At 61.4% G+C, this 17,048-nt stretch carries 14 protein-coding genes; 6 read left to right on the forward strand and 8 right to left on the reverse strand.

Going from position 1 to position 17,048, the window contains the following annotated elements:
* Positions 1 to 286: 286 nt before the first annotated feature.
* From ACZXDY_RS28580 to ACZXDY_RS28595, 4 genes are all read right to left on the reverse strand, one after another.
* Entirely contained in the window at positions 287 to 2,200 is a 1,914-nt protein-coding gene (locus ACZXDY_RS28580) for an AAA family ATPase (RefSeq protein ID WP_464347784.1), read from the reverse strand.
* Positions 2,201 to 2,383: 183 nt separating this feature from the next.
* Positions 2,384 to 2,788: a DUF6262 family protein gene (locus tag ACZXDY_RS28585; protein WP_464347785.1), complete on the reverse strand. Its 405-nt coding sequence runs from the start codon at positions 2,786 to 2,788 to the stop codon at positions 2,384 to 2,386.
* A gap of 9 nt (positions 2,789 to 2,797) precedes the next feature.
* On the reverse strand, positions 2,798 to 3,301 hold the full coding sequence (locus ACZXDY_RS28590; protein ID WP_464347786.1) for a hypothetical protein: 504 nt from the start codon (positions 3,299 to 3,301) through the stop codon (positions 2,798 to 2,800).
* 92 nt (positions 3,302 to 3,393) lie between these two features.
* Complete coding sequence (locus tag ACZXDY_RS28595; RefSeq protein ID WP_464347787.1) at positions 3,394 to 4,398, reverse strand: GSU2403 family nucleotidyltransferase fold protein; 1,005 nt, start codon at positions 4,396 to 4,398, stop codon at positions 3,394 to 3,396.
* 160 nt (positions 4,399 to 4,558) lie between these two features.
* Here ACZXDY_RS28595 and ACZXDY_RS28600 point away from each other — a divergent pair, with 160 nt between their 5' ends.
* Together ACZXDY_RS28600 and ACZXDY_RS28605 are read left to right on the forward strand one after the other, a co-directional pair.
* Positions 4,559 to 5,032 (forward strand): helix-turn-helix domain-containing protein, encoded by a 474-nt coding sequence (locus ACZXDY_RS28600; RefSeq protein ID WP_464347788.1) that lies wholly within the window; start codon positions 4,559 to 4,561, stop codon positions 5,030 to 5,032.
* Positions 5,004 to 5,594 (forward strand): hypothetical protein, encoded by a 591-nt coding sequence (locus ACZXDY_RS28605; RefSeq protein WP_464347789.1) that lies wholly within the window; start codon positions 5,004 to 5,006, stop codon positions 5,592 to 5,594. Before ACZXDY_RS28600 ends, ACZXDY_RS28605 begins: the two co-directional genes overlap by 29 nt.
* Before the next feature lie 4 nt (positions 5,595 to 5,598).
* Here the strand turns inward: ACZXDY_RS28605 and ACZXDY_RS28610 are convergent, their stop codons facing one another.
* The 4 genes from ACZXDY_RS28610 to ACZXDY_RS28625 all read right to left on the reverse strand — a co-directional run bounded on the left by ACZXDY_RS28610 (position 5,599) and on the right by ACZXDY_RS28625 (position 11,406).
* Positions 5,599 to 7,536 carry a hypothetical protein gene (locus ACZXDY_RS28610; RefSeq protein ID WP_464347790.1) on the reverse strand — a complete coding sequence of 646 codons (1,938 nt, stop codon included), beginning with the start codon at positions 7,534 to 7,536 and terminating at the stop codon, positions 5,599 to 5,601.
* A gap of 119 nt (positions 7,537 to 7,655) precedes the next feature.
* Positions 7,656 to 9,224 carry a hypothetical protein gene (locus tag ACZXDY_RS28615; RefSeq protein ID WP_464347791.1) on the reverse strand — a complete coding sequence of 523 codons (1,569 nt, stop codon included), beginning with the start codon at positions 9,222 to 9,224 and terminating at the stop codon, positions 7,656 to 7,658.
* Entirely contained in the window at positions 9,221 to 10,270 is a 1,050-nt protein-coding gene (locus ACZXDY_RS28620) for a tyrosine-type recombinase/integrase (RefSeq protein ID WP_464347792.1), read from the reverse strand. Before ACZXDY_RS28620 ends, ACZXDY_RS28615 begins: the two co-directional genes overlap by 4 nt.
* A 638-nt stretch (positions 10,271 to 10,908) precedes the next feature.
* Complete coding sequence (locus tag ACZXDY_RS28625; RefSeq protein WP_464347793.1) at positions 10,909 to 11,406, reverse strand: single-stranded DNA-binding protein; 498 nt, start codon at positions 11,404 to 11,406, stop codon at positions 10,909 to 10,911.
* A 452-nt stretch (positions 11,407 to 11,858) separates the two neighbouring features.
* On the opposite strand from ACZXDY_RS28625, the gene ACZXDY_RS28630 reads away from it, so the two are divergent.
* The 4 genes from ACZXDY_RS28630 to ACZXDY_RS28645 all read left to right on the forward strand — a co-directional run bounded on the left by ACZXDY_RS28630 (position 11,859) and on the right by ACZXDY_RS28645 (position 16,913).
* Complete coding sequence (locus ACZXDY_RS28630) at positions 11,859 to 12,614, forward strand: outer membrane protein (RefSeq protein ID WP_464347794.1); 756 nt, start codon at positions 11,859 to 11,861, stop codon at positions 12,612 to 12,614.
* Positions 12,615 to 12,921: 307 nt separating this feature from the next.
* Positions 12,922 to 15,897 (forward strand): excinuclease ABC subunit UvrA, encoded by a 2,976-nt coding sequence (gene uvrA / locus ACZXDY_RS28635; RefSeq protein ID WP_464347795.1) that lies wholly within the window; start codon positions 12,922 to 12,924, stop codon positions 15,895 to 15,897.
* A 122-nt stretch (positions 15,898 to 16,019) separates the two neighbouring features.
* Entirely contained in the window at positions 16,020 to 16,142 is a 123-nt protein-coding gene (locus ACZXDY_RS28640; protein WP_464347796.1) for a hypothetical protein, read from the forward strand.
* Between the two features lie 117 nt (positions 16,143 to 16,259).
* The gene (locus tag ACZXDY_RS28645) at positions 16,260 to 16,913 is read left to right on the forward strand and encodes an HAD-IA family hydrolase (RefSeq protein WP_464347797.1); all 654 of its coding nucleotides are present in this window, start codon (positions 16,260 to 16,262) and stop codon (positions 16,911 to 16,913) included.
* Positions 16,914 to 17,048 lie beyond the last annotated feature (135 nt).

Consider the following 17,048-nt stretch of genomic DNA (forward strand, 5'->3'; position numbering starts at 1 on the left):
CCGGCCGCGGCACATCAAGTCATATCAATCGCTTGACGCTGATATCCTGCAGTCATTGAAGAGGATAAGTTCGACGCAAGCTGTATCGCGCGAGGGAGATTTTCATCCTCGCGCGATCTTTCCGGCAGCGTACCGCTCGATCAGAACGGAAGAGTGCAGGCACGTCCGTCAACTGTGTGTGTTAGCGCATTGAGTCCACAATCAAATCTGGGCTGACAAGGATTCGAACCGTCAAGTTGGCCTGAGTTTCAGCCGGCTCAGAACGATGGACAATACTGCGATTCGGTCATGCCGGGTCAAATAGCCGGCAAAGCGCGGTTTCCCGCCGTTCGGCGTGCGCACTGCGTTCGAGACAGTCTCGGAGCATCTCGCGATTGCCAGCCAGAAAGGCGAGATCCGTGGCTCGCGTAATCGCGGTGTAGACCAGCGACCGGTCAAGCAGTCGGGAGGCCTGAATCGGAATGACCACACGCCGGAAGCTGGACCCTTGGGCTTTGTGGACTGTGATGGCGTACGCGAGCGTGAGGTCCTCGAGCGCACGGCCGCCCAGCTCGTGGGTAACCCCGTCGAAATCGACTTGAAGAGCCGCTCCGTCGATGCCGACGACGCGGCCGAGGCTGCCGTTGCGGAGATCCAGCCGGTAATCGTTCCGGAGGAACATCACAGGCTCGCCTTCCGCAAAATGTCTGGTCGGATGCCGGGGCTTGCCCACGGCGAAGATGTCGTGAAAGCGCCTGTTGAGGGCTTCGGTGCCGACGGGACCGGCCTTGACCGCACATAGGATCCGGAGGTCCTCGGCAAAGCCGCCGAGGCCGGCGACAATGTCGACGATGTCCTCGGTGGCAGCCTTCTCGATATGGACAAGTGCAACCCCGTGGCGTGATTGTCCAGCGATCGCGGGCAGAGACGGCAATTGTCCCGATCGGATCGCCCGGGCGACGACCGGTATGCCGGTCGCCTCGGTTTGGCGATAGACCTTGGTCAGCTCCACCGCCGGAATCTCTCGTCGGTCAATCAGCGCATGGAGCACCAGCCCGAAACCGATTGGGGGGAGCTGGCCTGGGTCGCCGACCAGCAGCAGTCGGCATCCGTCTGGAAGGCGCCGCAGAACCCGATAAGCGGTCGGAAGGTCGAGCATGGAGGCTTCGTCAACCACAACCAGCGATTCCGGCCCCAGGGCCACGGAACTGGCCTCTACGGCCTTCAGGAAGGCGGCGATCGTGGTGGCTGGCCGACCGGTGGCCTCGCGTATCCTGACCGCAGCCCGGCCCGCCAGAGCCATCATGTGCACGGACCGGCCAAACGCCGCGGCGGCGCGCGCAACCGCCCTCAAAACGGTAGTCTTCCCGACGCCGGCGCCACCGCGCACGATGCCACATCGTTCCTGAACAGCGATCCGAACCGCCTCCCGCTGCTCGGCATCGAGCGGGACGCCAAGGTCATGACCAGACCGATCGAGCCAGGCGTCCAGTTCATCTGTTGAAACGTCGCGGGCGATCAGGTCGCCCACGGCCGGCGGCTCGAGCATCGCGCGGATCCGGTCGGCGACGTAACGCTCCATCATGTGCGCACCGGCGGCCTGGAAGCCATCGTCGACAGCGATCGCGGCCCGATCCGCGGCGGCCAGTTCGACCGCTCGCACCGCCTCACCGGTGGTGCATTTCAGTCGCCGGCGGACGTCTTGGACGAGCTCGGTGCGCGCCGTCCAGGTGTGGTGTCGCTCCAGGCGGGCGTAGAGAGCGGCCTCGACCGCCGCCACGAGCCGTTGCGGGGAATCTGCGCTGACCCCCATCAGGCGACCCGCTGCGTCAACGACAGACCAGTCGGCGAGCGCCATCATGATGTACGGTGACGCCCGGAGCTTTGCCGCGGCACTCTCGCCCCACAGCCGGACGATCTTTTTGGCGAGCCGAGCCTCAAACCCGTGCTCGTCAAGCCACACCACGACGTCGCCTTCAGCGAGCTTTTCCTTCCAGGCCTGTGCGAGCGCCTCCGCGCGCTCGGCGCCGAGCACCGGTGTCAGGCGCCTGACGTCGCCGTTGCCGAGGACCGAATACAGTCCCTGACCGAACGCCTTCCACAATTTCGCGGCCGTGGCGTATCCGATGCCTTCGAAAGCCGGATCCTCTGCAAGGTGCCGTACGATGGTCGCGCCGGCGGGCGCGGCAACAGGGCTCGTTCTGACGGCTGGCTTAGTCATGCCCGTGAGAACCGACTGCGCCACAGCATACCGCCGTGCTCGCTCCGGCAAGAGGCGGCCCGCGCCACGCCCGCTTCGCGGGCCCGTGTAGCCTCTTGCCTTCCGCTGCGCCGCGGCGGTGCTGCTGAACGCAGGTCGGCTCCGAGGGACGGTCAGACTTCGGTCTCTCCAAGGGACGGGACTTCATCGAGACACGCGACGCCCGGTCTCGACCATGATTTCCTCGACTTGCTCGAGGCGCCGCAGCTTTTCGCGAAGGCCGGCGTTTTCGGCGCGCAAGGCCGCATTCTGCTGCTCGAGGGTGAGAATGCGCTGGTCACGCCGATCGGATCGCACGATTGGCTTGTCATCGCCCCCGGACTCCGCCAGGCCGAGCCGCCGGACAGCGCCATCCAGGAGGCGTTTCGCAGCCGGGTTCTTGTAAAGGACCTGGCGATCAAACCCACAGGCCAGCGCGATCGCGGAGACGTTCACCCCGCCCCCACGCTCGGGGAGTTTGCGGCCCTCTTTCTCGAGATCAGCCAGGTAGCGCCGCAGGCGCTCTACATTCTCCGTGCCGATCTCGCTTCCAGACTTCGGCAGTGGCATCGGACGCCCCTATCGGTCGCTACGGCCCCGATCATTCTCCTGAAGGGGCGCATCAAGCTGCTCCACGGACATCCTGTGCAGATAGGCATTGTGCCGCCATCGAGCGAAGCGTTCCTCGAGCAGTTCGACCCGCTTCTGCAAGTTTTCGAGGACTTCATCAACGCCCTGGACGTATTTTGCCATGGCCTGGTAGTCCGCGCTGACCTGCCGGCGCCTGCGCTTCTTCCCGAGTTTGATGCTCCTCAGCTCTTCCTTCCTATGCTGGAAGGCCAGCTTGATCTTGTCGTGCGAGGCCAATCCCTGGCGTGTCCAGCGATTTCCAACTGCCTTGACGACGTCTTCCCAGCGCATTGCTTTGCCGGCAGGCCATTCCTCGATGACGGTGCGGATAGTCTGTTCATCAGCCTTGCTGATATGCACACGCCGACCGCGAGCGCCGCGCCGGGCGACGGTCCGGGGCGCTCTGCCGGCGCCGGGCTGCTTGCCCAAGCCTTCAAGGATTCGCTTTGCCATCAAGTCCTTCGCAAGAGGATTGAATGGATAAGCTGATTCTGCCCGAGTCTCGAAGGGGTCTTGCGACGTAGGATTCAGCACGAGCGAACTCCCTACATGCGAGGCATGAAGCCTTCGCTGCTTGGGTCTTCACTTTCCAACCGCTTGGACAACGTGGGGAACGATTCGAGCCAGTTGGGATCAAATGGATGTCGCCAGTGGCGCAGGACCAACTTACCGATCGCAACGGCCTGGTCGGCATCGATTGAGGCGGCGCTCGAGACACGATCGAGGTCGTATTCGGCGCGCGAGAACTTCATGAGCGTGAACGCTCTCGGATCGATGGCGCTCATGGGCGCCGGCACACCGTCACGGGCGATTGCAATTCCGCTCACCGGGGGAAGCTGGAGGACGTCGATGAGCGACTGGCGCTGATCCAACGACAGATCGAGAGCCAGCACGCGTGTCCGCAACTCCTCGGCTCCAATAAACTCGATCCGAAAGCCGTCGTCGTTGACCAGTCGAGACCCGCCGCCCGTCAATCGAAAAGAGCGGTCGGCGCGGCGAGCGATAGTCTGTAGGTACTCCATGTCTTCAAGAAGGTCTGCGGACGCCATCAGGTCGAGATCGCCCTCTGGCAGCAAGACCTGCGGAATGAATACGCCAGCGGCCAATTCGTACATCTGGATGGCTGAGCTGCCGCATACGACGAGCTTTCCGCCGAGCAACCCGGCGCGAGAGAACTCACGCAAGGTAGCCGCGGCCGCCACGTCGAGACGGCCCATCCGGAGCGCTTTACCGACCCTGGCCAAAGATACCAGGCGATCCTTGAGCTTAGACATGGCCAAATCCACCTTGGCACGATCAGCATCGAAGGCAGCTTTCTTTGCCTCCGTCGCTTCATTGCGCGGCCCGAGGGATGTCATCCGCTTCAGGCCGGTGTCTTCGTCGTAGTGGTAGCGAGTGAGGTATTCCCGGCCCTTTACGGCCTTCCAGCTCATGGCGCCGGCAAGTTCGTCACGGCGCGCGGTTACCCGCGTCCAGACCTGCCAAAACTCCCTGGCGTCCTCGATGTGGCGAAGCTCGGCACGATCCAACTCAAGGAGCTCGATATCCATAGCCCGGCACTTCCACCAAATTATCGACCTTATAGCATATTGGTAGAAATTGCGCAATACCGGGCATAATTCACGTTTCAGTCCTCGTGGATGGGCTGGACTTGTGGAGACGATTTACACATATTACAGTTATGGCAAATCTTGCAGATGGAGGCCTGCCGTGGCCGAAGCAATGACGCGATTGAAAGTCGAGGCGATCGAGCGCGAGGAAGCCCGCAAAGGAGCAAACTTCCTTGAGCGCGCGGCTTTGCTTGAGCACGCCGGGCTGTTTCTCACGAGCGCAAACGGCAAGAAGGTGACGGTGGAAATGCCGCCGACCCTGATGCTCGTGCTGAAAAGTCTTCTGAAGACGTTGGCCGACTCCGGTGAAGCGCTGCTCCTGTCGCCTGACCAGGAGATCTCACCGGAAAGCGCCGCTGAGATTCTCGGCATATCGCGGCCTCTCGTCTACCAGCGCATGGATACGGGCAAGCTGCCGTTCCGCGCAGTCGGGACACATCGCCGGGTCCGTGTAGACGATGTCGTGGCACTGAAGAAGGCCGAGGACGAGCGACGTGCGTTCGCGGCGGCCCTTTCGGCCGACACCGAGGATCTCGAAGCGAATTATGCAAAGCCCGGTAAAAGCTCTTCTTGACGCGAACGTCCTGTATTCGAACCACCTGCGTAATCTGCTGCTCCAACTGGCCCAGAACGACTTGTTCGAGGTCAAGTGGAGCGGGCAGATCGAAGAGGAATGGCTGCACAATATGGAGCCGCGCACGCGAGTGCGCATTGAGGCCCATACCCTCCCGCTCATAAGGAAGGGCTTTCCGGACGCGATCGTAACTGGGTTCGATCCGGACCGAGTCATTGGGACGACGGATGTGAAGGACCGTCATGTCGCATCGGCGGCCGCGGCAGTTGGCCCCTGCGTCCTGGTGACGAACAACCTGAAACACTTTGATATCGAAGCGCTGAAGGCGCTTGGGGTGCAGGTGCAGTCACCTGACGATTTTCTAACGGAGTTGGCCACGTCAAAGCCGGAAGTGATGGAGGCCGCAACGCGCGAAGCGGCGGCAAACCTCACGAAGTCCAACTCGACGTGGGAGGACTATTTGACCCTGCTCGCGACAGGATGTGGTCTACCGAAATTCGTAGCCTGCCTCCGCTCCGGGCTCGACGACAAACCGAGCGCCGCACCATCAAAGGTCACTTAACGCACTATTTTAGAGCCGCCGGCTGATCAGTCGGATGCACCAACGTCCCGTCCGGGATGGCCGGATCGTTGTGGATCTCAAGCATCTTCTCGAGCCCGGTTACCACCTTGCGATTGTGCTCGACAAAGTTCGAAGCGCCGTAGGTTTCCTCGCTGGTTTCCTTCTCGGCGTCGGCGAGCATGGCTTTTTGCTCGCTCAGCATCAGCTCGGCCCTGGCCTTCTGTTTTGCATCCCCCTTGATGACCAGGTGGTCGCCGCAGTCGGCGCAGGCGCCGTGCTTGTGACAAGGTGCGATCGTCCAGTCCAAGAAGCACATTCCGATGTCGGTCGTGTGAGCAGTGGCGAACCGCGCCTTCAGGAACTCCTCCCGTTCCGCCGGCGGCAGGCGTTTGGCGGTCTCTACTACGGACCCCGTCACGGCGTTGGTCTTGAGGACCTCACGAACCTTCTCCGCGAGCGCCATCCCGCTCATGTGCTCGTAGACGGAGTTCTGGTGGAGGCTCTTTCGACCGGACCAGCGTGCGATGTCCAGCTGTGAGGCGCCGCCTTCCTGGGCCATCGTGTTGAGGTAGTGCCGAACGGCGTGGGACCGCAGATTGTAGCGATCTCCGTGCTCGTCATGGAGATCGAGGCGCTCGAAGATCGATTTGATGTTGCTCGCCCCGCCCAGGAACGTCCGCATGTTCCGATCGGTGACAAAGCTCACGATCGACTGAAATCCGACCCGCTTCGGGTGGAAGAAGTGCATCGGCACCAGGAACAGGTATTCCTCGAGCGGCCATGGCGAGTTGCTGGGCAGCTTGGGCTGCAAGGCGAGGATCGCCGTTTCAATGTCGCCCAGCCGATAGATGCTCGCCGGAACGCCGGACTGGCCTGGAATTTGACGTCGATCGATCGGCTTCACCTTCCAATTGCTCAACGTCAGAATGCCGGCCGCGGGCGCCGACACGCCTAACAGCGGGACGAGGTCACGGGTCAAGACTTCGGTGTCTGGATCGGCCAGGCGCCAAGGCTCCGGCAGCCAGGCGCGCCCGGGATGAGCGGCCATCCACTTTGCGACGTCACGAGTTGGCTGAGTGATGCGGACGATGTCCGCAATCGCTTTTTTTGCAACTTCGACCATGGCAGACGGCACCGGCTTGATGGAGTCCGGAAATCCCTTGGATCCGCCGTATGCCAGGCCGAAGTTCACGAGCGGCTCGCCGGCGGCATCGAGAACCGGCTCGCCGCGGTTGGTCGCCTTTTCCGTCCGAACACAATCAACGCCGAGATTGAGCACCTCATTGATGCGCCAAGGCGCGCAAAAGAGCAGATCGACGATACGAGCCCGCACGATATCCGCATCCGCCGTCACCGCGGACGACATCGCGATGATTGCATCCACCAGATCCTCGGACGGCATCCTCTCGGTCCGTCGGGTTTTGGTCTGGTCATCGATCCGGGATCCGAGTTCATCGCGTGGCAGCGGATTGCGGAACGCAATGATGACCTTGGTCAGCGTGTGCTTGTTCAGGAAGTCTGCGATCTCGACAAGCGCATTGGTCACACTATAGGCCGTGGTCTGCTTCACCTGCCGGCGGAGAAGCTGTGCTGCCCCCTCAAAATCCTGGGACGTCAACTCGGCGGGGTCATGGCCCTGGTTGTCGCAGGCGTCATATAGCGCCCTGCTGGCATCGATGATCTTGGCATGCGAGCCGGTCGGCTGCGCAAATTCGCGCATGACGATGATTGCGCGGATGAGGTCCGCAAATCCGCGTGCCATTTCTTCCCGGCCGTCCTGGTTGGCCCGCCCTCGCCCGCGCGTCGTGAAGTAGAGCTTTCGGACCGGCGCGACGGTAGGCCTCAGTTTCTTGCTGGCCGAGATGTCCCAAACCGGTGCGTCAAAATCTACGCTGGGTCCGAACACCTGCAGGGACCGCGCGCGCTGGACCAACGCAACCATGTTCGCTCGACAATCCATCTCGATGCGTGATGGAAGGCCAAGGATCGTAGCACCTGTTTCCCGGCGGCGACCGCTGGACGGATCGGTTTGCGTCCGTGGAGCATTGGAGATTGAATGCGTCAAGCTGTTGGCTCCTCGCAAATCTGGACGACCTCTGCGACGGCAAGAATGGTGCTGTCGTTGAGCTTGACGATCTGGGCGTCGCGGCCGTCCTTTTCCATCCGGTCCCGCTCGGCACAAAGCCAATCGAGGACCTCACGGTGGGGACCGTTTTTCCAGGGCTGGAACTTCTCGCAGGTGTAACAGGAGATGGGTGCATAGAGCCCGCACGCACCAGCCCCACACGTCCCGAGATTGCCGTTTCTCTCTGGCGCCTCGCCGGCGCGCCGGCGATGCCACGGGATCCGCTTCGACGGGTTGCCACCATTGATGGCTTCGCTCTCGTCGTCGACCACCCGGCCCATGAAGGCATCGGCCAGCGGAGCAAGCTTCAGTGCTATGGCGACGTCCAGTCGCTGGACCTGGCTGCTCAAGCGACTTTCATAGTAGACCTGAACCGTTTGGAGGTCGGAATGGTCCAGTGCCATCGCCAGTGCGACTGGGAAAATCCCTTCTTCCACCGCCCGGGTCGCAAACGTCCGACGGAATCGTCTGGGAGACGCCTTGAGATAGTCACCCGTTCGATGGGATTTTACACCGAGCTTGCCGACCGCCGTCTCCATTAAATCGCTGATCTCCGGCGACGGGATGTGCATCGCGTACTCGCGAAGCTCCGTCGACAGGTCAGTCCGTGGGCGAGATCGAACGAACAAGGGGTACGCATGGTGCTCGGACCATTCCCCAACCTCCCGCTCGGAGCGATTTTGAGCAATGAGCGCGGCGACCAAAGCCCCGATCTCGTCGTTCAAGATCTCTGGATGGAACTCGGCGCGAAATTCTTCGCTCCCCTTCTTGACCCGCGGCACATACAGCATGTGATGAATGCGACCGGTGCCATGCTCGACGATCGGCTTGTAATCCTCTTCCCGAAGCAGCGAATATGCGAGCGGATTGCAGCCAAGTCCGATAGCCAACCAGACCAAGGTGCGCTCTCGCAGATCAAGCGCTGACGAAGACGCGGAAGCTCGCAGAGCGGTCGTAAGTGCCACAAACTCGAGGTCATCGAATGCACCTTGAAGCGGGTCCCGCGTGCGGACGGCACGTCCCCGCTCGTTCGTTCCGAAAACGAGATCATCGAAGGTCGCAGCAACTTCGGCTGAAAATTGCGGAAGCCGCTGTCGCGCGCACCATCGGTACCAATTCCGAATGTAGTGTAGCCGCCAACGTGGAAACCGTGGCACTTGCCTGAGATCACCAATCAGGCGCTCGTCGACGACTGCGCCATTAGCGGCACACGATCGGAAATGTTCGGATCGACGCAAATAAGCGAGCGCCGCAAAAGTGTTGCGCACGTCATCAGGCGAAACAACCTGGATACGTTCCGCGAGAAATAGTACAACGCTGGTCAGAAGCTCGTGTGAGGCGATCTGAAGCCGACGAAAGTTGAGTAACTGCTTCCCGCTACCGGGATGATTTAGCTTCCAGACCCAGCCAGTCGCATCAACCGGGATGCCGGCCCTATCGTAGATCGTGCCCTGACTGGGAAATGTTTGCTCGGGCGTGGCCGACCGCATTTGCTCGATCGTCATTTCGAGACCTCACCCGTGCTCGTATCCTGCATTTTCAGAATGACCTTCTGAACCGTCTTCCGAATGCGCCCGCGCTGATAATGGGTCCCCTGTTCCGACGTTCGCGTCCAGCCCTGACTCTGATTGCGAGCATGCTGCTCGAGGCCTTCCGGTAGGGCGAGTTCTTCAGCACCATCGCCAAATCGGTCATTCCAGGTGTGGCGGAGAACGTGGGTGACGAAGTCCGCGGGGATACCTGGCACCTTCTCGCGCAGTTGTCCGCACATGTAGGTAACCGTAGAGACAGAGAGCGGCTTGTTTTCCTGGGAGAAAAAGACGTACGGGGATTTCTTCGCACCCGGGGTCTTCCTGCGGGAGCCAATTATGTAGTTGTAGAGTGCGCGCGACAGCCGCGGCGTGAGCGGCACGGGATGAGCGAGCGTTTTGGTCCTTGGCGGCCGTTTCCGGTTGTCTTGTCGATCATCTGGCCGGCGATGGACGATGAGCATCGGCTTATCGCCGTGGAGTTGTAGATCTTGACCCTTCAGAACAAGCGCCTCGGACTTGCGTAGCCCGCCATCGTAGTAGAGCAACCAGAGCGCATAGTTGCGCTCCTGATGCCAGGGCGCAAAGGGGTTGCTCGGATCGCCAGGTGTAATCGCCCGGAGAAAGACATCGCGTACGCTTTCGCTCAACCCTTCACGGGTGGCGCGTCTATGGATTTTGATCTGACCGACAACGGCAATTTTAAAGTCGCCAAGTCGGAGCCGTGCCTCAGCAAGGCGGCTGTCACGGCTCGACATCCGACTGAGAGCATCCTCAGCATGGAATTTGACGTAGTCCCGAACAGCTCGGCATCGCGCCTTCCAAACTGAGCTACAGACGACCGACTTTCCCTTCGGTCGCAGGCCCTGCGCCTGCCGCGCCCGATACTGAAGATTAGCCCGCAGTTCGAACCGGAGGGCAGCGATCTCGTCACGGCTGAAGAGGTCGAAGCTCTCAATGCGTTGTCGCAAGTCGATCTCGCGCGCCGCTGCCCAATTGTGGAGCCTGCAGACCGCCTCCATGTGCGTTTCCATGGTCCGGAGCGACATGGACGTCGGGCGCAGATGCACCACACAGTAGAGGTTCGGCCAATCGACCGGGGAGTTCCTGCGAATCCACGGTGAAGGTGAACAGATCACCTTCCTGCAGGCGGATGGTCTTGGTTCGAAAAGGTGGAATTTCTTGCCACATGCGAGATGTACTCAGGCCACTAATCACGTGGCCCTAGAATCTCATGGGCACTCCCGATTTCCCTAATTGCAAAAACAAAGGCGCCCGACGTCGGCTAACTAGATGATCCGCCGTCGGATTTTGATTGAATCTTTACAAACCGAGAAACGCAGGAGTCTGAGAATGCAATTTGCGAAAACCCGCGATTTCAATTGGGCTTCTGAGCTTGCCTTACTGAAAAGCGTAGGAATGTTATTCCCGCTGTTTCCACAGCTTTCCTCGAACAACCAAACCCAATTGATATCAATGCGGATTTTGTAAAGAGCAACAAATTGATTTTGCGGGTGATTTTCGGTGAAACTTTACAAACCGCCAATCCTGAGCTCCTGCGCGCAGGAATCTTTACAAAATAAAACGGCGGGACTTCCAGTAACCCTTTGAGGGTTATCGAAAATCCCGCCGTAGTTTACAAAATATGTGAACCTGAGTCCTAGAACGGGATATCGTCGTCCATGTCGTTGTTGTTGCGGGCGCCGGCCGGCGCGGCGCGGCGTGGCGCGGAACTCGAGGGGCCGCTGACGCCGAAATCGCCGCCACCGCCGCCCATGTCGTCGGAGAAGCTGCCGCCACCGCCGCCCCTGCCGTCCAGCATCGTGAGGTTGGAGTTGAAGCCCTGCAGCACCACTTCGGTCGAATATTTCTCGACCCCGCTCTGATCGGTCCATTTCCGGGTCTGGAGTTGGCCCTCGACGTAAACCTTGGCGCCCTTCTTCAGATATTGCTCGGCGACCTTGGCGAGCCCTTCATTGAAGATGACGACACGGTGCCACTCGGTCTTTTCCTTGCGCTCGCCGGTGGCCCGGTCGCGCCAGGTCTCGGAGGTCGCGACGCTCAGATTGGCGATCGGACGGCCGTCCTGGGTCCGCCGGATTTCCGGGTCCTTGCCGAGATTGCCCACCAGAATGACCTTATTTACGCTTCCCGCCATCGCCGCTCTCCACTCAATCACTGGGCCGGCCGGTTAGACGGCGGCCACATTCAGTCTTCGCTAACCACATCTTACATTGCTGACGGACCCTATACGCTCGCCGACACCGTCGGGCGCAGCCATTCCCCGTCCATTGCGCGGTTATCCACATATAGCACCAGCCGCGCCATTGTTCCAGTTTTGTTCCATGCAACTTGACGTAATCGTGGTGACATTGTGGCCCAAATTTGGTGCAGCCAGGATGGAACCCGAAATCGACCCTCGGGTTCCATAAAACGTCAAGAAAATCATTAACTTATGTTGCCGGTACTTCGCCACGAAGTGTTGCGTTTCGGCGACGGTATTTCCGGTTGAATCGGAGTATATGCCTAAAACGACGGCGCGGCGCTCGCGTCTTTAATACCGTAACGCTTCGGGACCAAATTGAAGCGAACAAAGGCTGGAGAGCTACGATGAAGAAGTTTTTGCTTGGAACGGTTGCCTTGGTTGCGCTGGCTGCGCCCGCCTCGGCTGCCGATCTTGCCGCGCGCCCTTATGTCAAGGCTCCGCCGGCGCCCGTCGCCGTCGTCTACGACTGGACCGGGTTCTATATCGGCGGCAACGGCGGCTGGGGAACGAGCCGCAACCGCTGGGACGTCCTTGGTTTCAGTGACGGCTCCCATAACGCCGACGGCGGCACTGCTGGTGGTCAGATCGGCTATCGCTGGCAGACGGGCACCTGGGTGTTCGGCGTCGAAGGCCAGGGCAACTGGGCCGACTTCAAGGGCAGCAACATCAGCCTGCTGACGGGCATCGACACCAACGAGACCAGGGTCGACGCCTTCGGCCTGATCACCGGCCAGATCGGCTATGCTGCCAACAATGTGCTGTTCTACGTCAAGGGCGGCGCGGCCGTGGTCGCCGATCGCTACCGCGTGCGTGACGCCTTCACCGGTTTCCCGATCACCAACGACATCAACGACACCCGCTGGGGAGCCTCGGTTGGCGCTGGCATCGAGTACGGCTTTGCGCCGAACTGGTCGGTCGGCGCCGAGTACAATCACATCTTCCTGGGCAATCGCTCCTACGATTTCATCAACAATGGCTTCGCCGGCCCGGCCGGCAGCCTCTTCGCCACCGAGAATATCAAGCAGGACATCGACCTCGTCACCGTCCGCGTGAACTACAAGTTCGGCCTCGGCGGCGCTCCGATCATCGGGCGGTACTGATCTCGCGATCGGATATCAATCTTAAGAAAAGGCCGGCCTTGTGCCGGCCTTTTTGTTTGCGTGTCGTTAGTTCCGAGCCGCTCATCTGCGAAGCTCCGCTTGCGCGAGCCCTCTTGCTGCCAGCTACTGCCAAAGCTGCACGCAGGAAATGCGATCAGAAACAAATCGTTGATGATTCGCGCTGAGCACTGGAAATCGTCGCCCGTTCTTCCTATGTTCCGGCATCACCCCATCGGCGCCGTGGTAGGGATTTCCGACGACGCGCGCCCATAACGTGGCGCGCTTACAAGCGCCTGGAAATGCCGATATGGATGAAGTGCTCAGGGCGAAGCGCCAACCGACCGCCGGCTCCTCAACGCGTGCCATCACGATCCGCGGCGCGCGGGAGCACAATCTCAAGAACATCGACGTCGAGATTCCCCGCGACAAGCTCGTCGTCTTCACCGGCCTGTCCGGCTCCGGCAAGTCCTCGCTTGCCTTCGACACCATCTATGCCGAGGGCCAGCGGCGCTATGTCGAATCGCTGTCGGCCTATGCCCGCCAGTTCCTGGAGATGATGCAGAAGCCTGATGTCGACCAGATCGACGGCCTCTCGCCCGCCATCTCCATCGAGCAGAAGACCACCTCGAAGAACCCGCGCTCCACCGTCGGCACTGTCACCGAGATCTACGACTACATGCGCCTGCTCTGGGCCAGCGTCGGCGTGCCCTATTCGCCGGCCACGGGATTGCCGATCGAGAGCCAGACCGTCTCGCAGATGGTCGATCGCGTGCTCGCCTTGCCCGAGGGCACTCGCCTCTATCTGCTGGCGCCGGTCGTGCGCGGCCGCAAGGGCGAGTACCGGAAAGAGCTCGCCGAATATCTCAAGAAGGGTTTTCAGCGCGTCAAGATCGACGGCACCTTCCATGAACTCGCCGAAGCGCCGAGCCTCGACAAGAAGTTTCCGCACGACATCGACGTCGTGGTCGACCGCATCGTGGTGCGCCCCGACATCGGCCAGCGTCTCGCGGAGAGCTTTGAGACCGCGCTCAAGCTTGCCGAGGGCCTTGCGGTGATCGAATTCGCCGACGCCCCGGAGGCAGCTCCCGCGGAAGAAAAGAAGAAGACCGCAAAGATCCACGACAAGAGCGGACCGGAACGCATCCTGTTCTCGGAAAAGTTCGCCTGCCCGGTCTCCGGCTTCACCATCCCCGAGATCGAGCCGCGGCTGTTCTCGTTCAACAATCCCTATGGCGCCTGCCCCGCCTGCGGCGGCCTCGGCATCGAGCAGCATGTCGACGAGGACCTCGTCATTCCCGACAAGGATCTGTCCCTGCGCAAGGGCGCGATCGCGCCGTGGGCCAAGTCCTCCTCGCCTTATTACCTGCAGACGCTGACCGCGCTCGGCAAGCACTACAAGTTCACGCTCGACACCAAGTGGAAGGACCTGGCGAAGAAGACGCAGAACGCCATCCTGCACGGCTCCGGCGACGACGAGATCAAGTTCTCCTATGAGGACGGCGTCCGCTCCTACGACACCAAGAAGCCGTTCGAGGGCGTGATCACCAACATCAACCGCCGCTACCGCGAGACCGAGAGCGAGTGGGCGCGCGAGGAGCTGGCGAAATATTTCACCGACATTCCTTGCGCCGCCTGCAACGGCTATCGCCTCAAGCCGGAAGCGCTGTGCGTCAAGATCGGCGGCAAGCACATCGGTGAGATCGCTGACCTCTCGGTGAAGCGCGCCGGCGAGTGGTTCGAGACCGTGCCGGAAGCGCTGAACACGCAGCAGAACGAGATCGCCGCGCGCGTCCTGAAGGAGATCCGCGAGCGACTGACGTTCCTGCTCGACGTCGGCCTCAATTATCTCACGCTGTCCCGCTCCTCCGGCACATTGTCCGGCGGCGAAAGCCAGCGCATCCGACTCGCGTCCCAGATTGGCTCGGGGCTGACAGGCGTGCTCTATGTGCTGGACGAGCCCTCGATCGGCCTGCACCAACGCGACAATGCGCGGCTCCTGGATACGCTGAAGCGGCTGCGCGACCTCGGCAACACCGTGGTCGTGGTCGAACATGACGAGGACGCCATTCGCCTCGCCGACTACGTCCTCGACATCGGCCCGGGCGCCGGCATGCATGGCGGCCACATCGTCGCCCAGGGAACGCCCGCCGAGATCATGCGCAATCCGAAATCGCTGACCGGCAAATATCTCACCGGCGAGCTTTCGGTGCCGATCTCCGACCGGCGGCCGCCAAACCATCGCCGCACCATCAAGGTCGTCAACGCCCGCGGCAACAACCTGAAGAACGTCACGGCGGAGATTCCGCTGGGGCTGTTCACCTGCATCACCGGCGTCTCTGGCGGCGGCAAGTCGACGCTCCTGATCGACACGCTCTACAAGGCGATCGCGCGCAAGCTCAACAATGCCAGCGAAGCCGCCGCGCCGCACGACCGCATCGAGGGCTTGGAGCATATCGACAAGATCATCGACATCGACCAGTCGCCGATCGGCCGCACCCCGCGCTCGAACCCCGCGACATATACCGGCGCCTTCACGCCGATCCGCGAATGGTTCGCCGGCCTGCCCGAAGCCAAGGCGCGCGGCTACGAGCCCGGCCGCTTCTCCTTCAACGTCAAGGGCGGCCGCTGCGAGGCCTGCCAGGGCGACGGTGTCATCAAGATCGAGATGCACTTCCTGCCGGACGTCTACGTCACCTGCGACGTCTGCAAGGGCAAGCGCTACAACCGCGAGACGCTGGAGGTTCTGTTCAAGGGCAAGTCGATCGCCGACGTGCTCGACATGACCGTGGAAGAAGCCGCCGATTTCTTCAAGGCGGTGCCGCGCGTCCGCGAAACCTTCCAGACCCTGCACCGCGTCGGCCTCGACTACATCCACGTCGGTCAGCAGGCGACCACGCTGTCCGGCGGTGAAGCCCAGCGCGTCAAGCTGGCAAAGGAGCTATCAAAGCGCGCCACCGGCCGCACGCTCTACATCCTGGACGAGCCGACCACCGGCCTGCACTTCCACGATGTGGCAAAACTGCTGGAGGTGCTGCACGAGCTAGTCGCCCAGGGCAACACGGTCGTTGTCATCGAGCACAACCTCGAAGTCATCAAGACCGCCGACTGGGTGATCGACCTCGGCCCCGAAGGCGGCGACGGCGGCGGCGAAATCGTCGCCTGGGGTCCGCCGGAGGACATCGCCAAAGCGCCGCGCAGCTACACCGGCAAATTCCTGGCGCCGGTGCTGAAGAAGGCTAACAGTAAGCCACGCAAGAGCAGCGCGAGCGAAGCAGCGGAGTGAGGGTTTTCCGACTCTTCGGACGCGTTCCGGTGCAAATCGGTTCCGACCTTGATCTAACGCAGTGCCACGATGATTTGAGCGTCTACTTTTCTGCGATGGTTCACCCCTTGTGGATCACCGCAATGATCATCGAGCTGCTAAGCCAAGAGGACCCGCTGTTCAGCGACGCCACGGAAGCAAGGTTCGATGCGCTGCGGGCTCATATCCTGCAGCTCGAGCAGGAGGCCGAAGCCGAGCGACATTAGTGCAACTGCCATCTGGCGGCATGCGGCAACAGCCAATGCCGATCGCAGCTTTGCCACTGCTTTTCCATTTGTTAATTTCGCAATTGTCTCGGCGCGTGCTATCTCTTCTCCCGCCGAATGCCCTACTCCCTTGTCATCTTTGACCTCGACGGCACGCTTGCAGACAGCTTTCCCTGGTTCCTGCGCAACGTAAACGATGTTGCCGACCGCTTCGGTTTCCGCCGCGTCGCGGATGAGGACGTCGAAGAGCTGCGGCATGCCGGCTCGCGTGAGATCGTCGCGCGGCTTGAAGTGCCGATGTGGAAGATACCCGTGATCGCCCGGCACATGCGGCGCCTGAAGGCGGAGCACCTGGCCGACATCACGCTGTTTCCAGGCACCGAGACCATGCTGCGGACACTCAAGGACGGCGGCATGCAACTCGCCCTGGTCAGTTCGGACCATGAGGCCAATGCCCGCCGGCTGCTTGGCGAAACAGCCGCGCTGTTCTCCTCGTTCGATTGCGGCGCGTCGATCTTTGGCAAGGCCGCTAAATTCAGCCGCGTCCTCAAGCGCGCCGATCTAGCGCCGTCACAGGTGATTTCGATCGGCGATGAAACCCGCGACATCGAAGCCGCGCGCGCCGTCGGCATCGCATGTGGCGCCGTGTCGTGGGGCTATGCAGCGCCCGCCAAGCTGCGGGCGCTCGGGCCTGACATGATGTTCGAGCGAATGGAGGATATTGCTTCGTCCCTTTGCGGCGGCCCCGAAGGGCGGGTTACGCTTCGCTAATACGGACCTAGGCACGAACCTCCATCCGCGCGTTGGAGCATGATGAGATCAGGTCGAGTTGGCGCCACGTCGGAGGTGCCTTACCTCTCCCCGTCGGGGAGAGGTCGGATCGCATCGTGAGATGCGATCCGGGTG

The organism is Bradyrhizobium sp. LeoB3, from assembly GCF_055456055.1.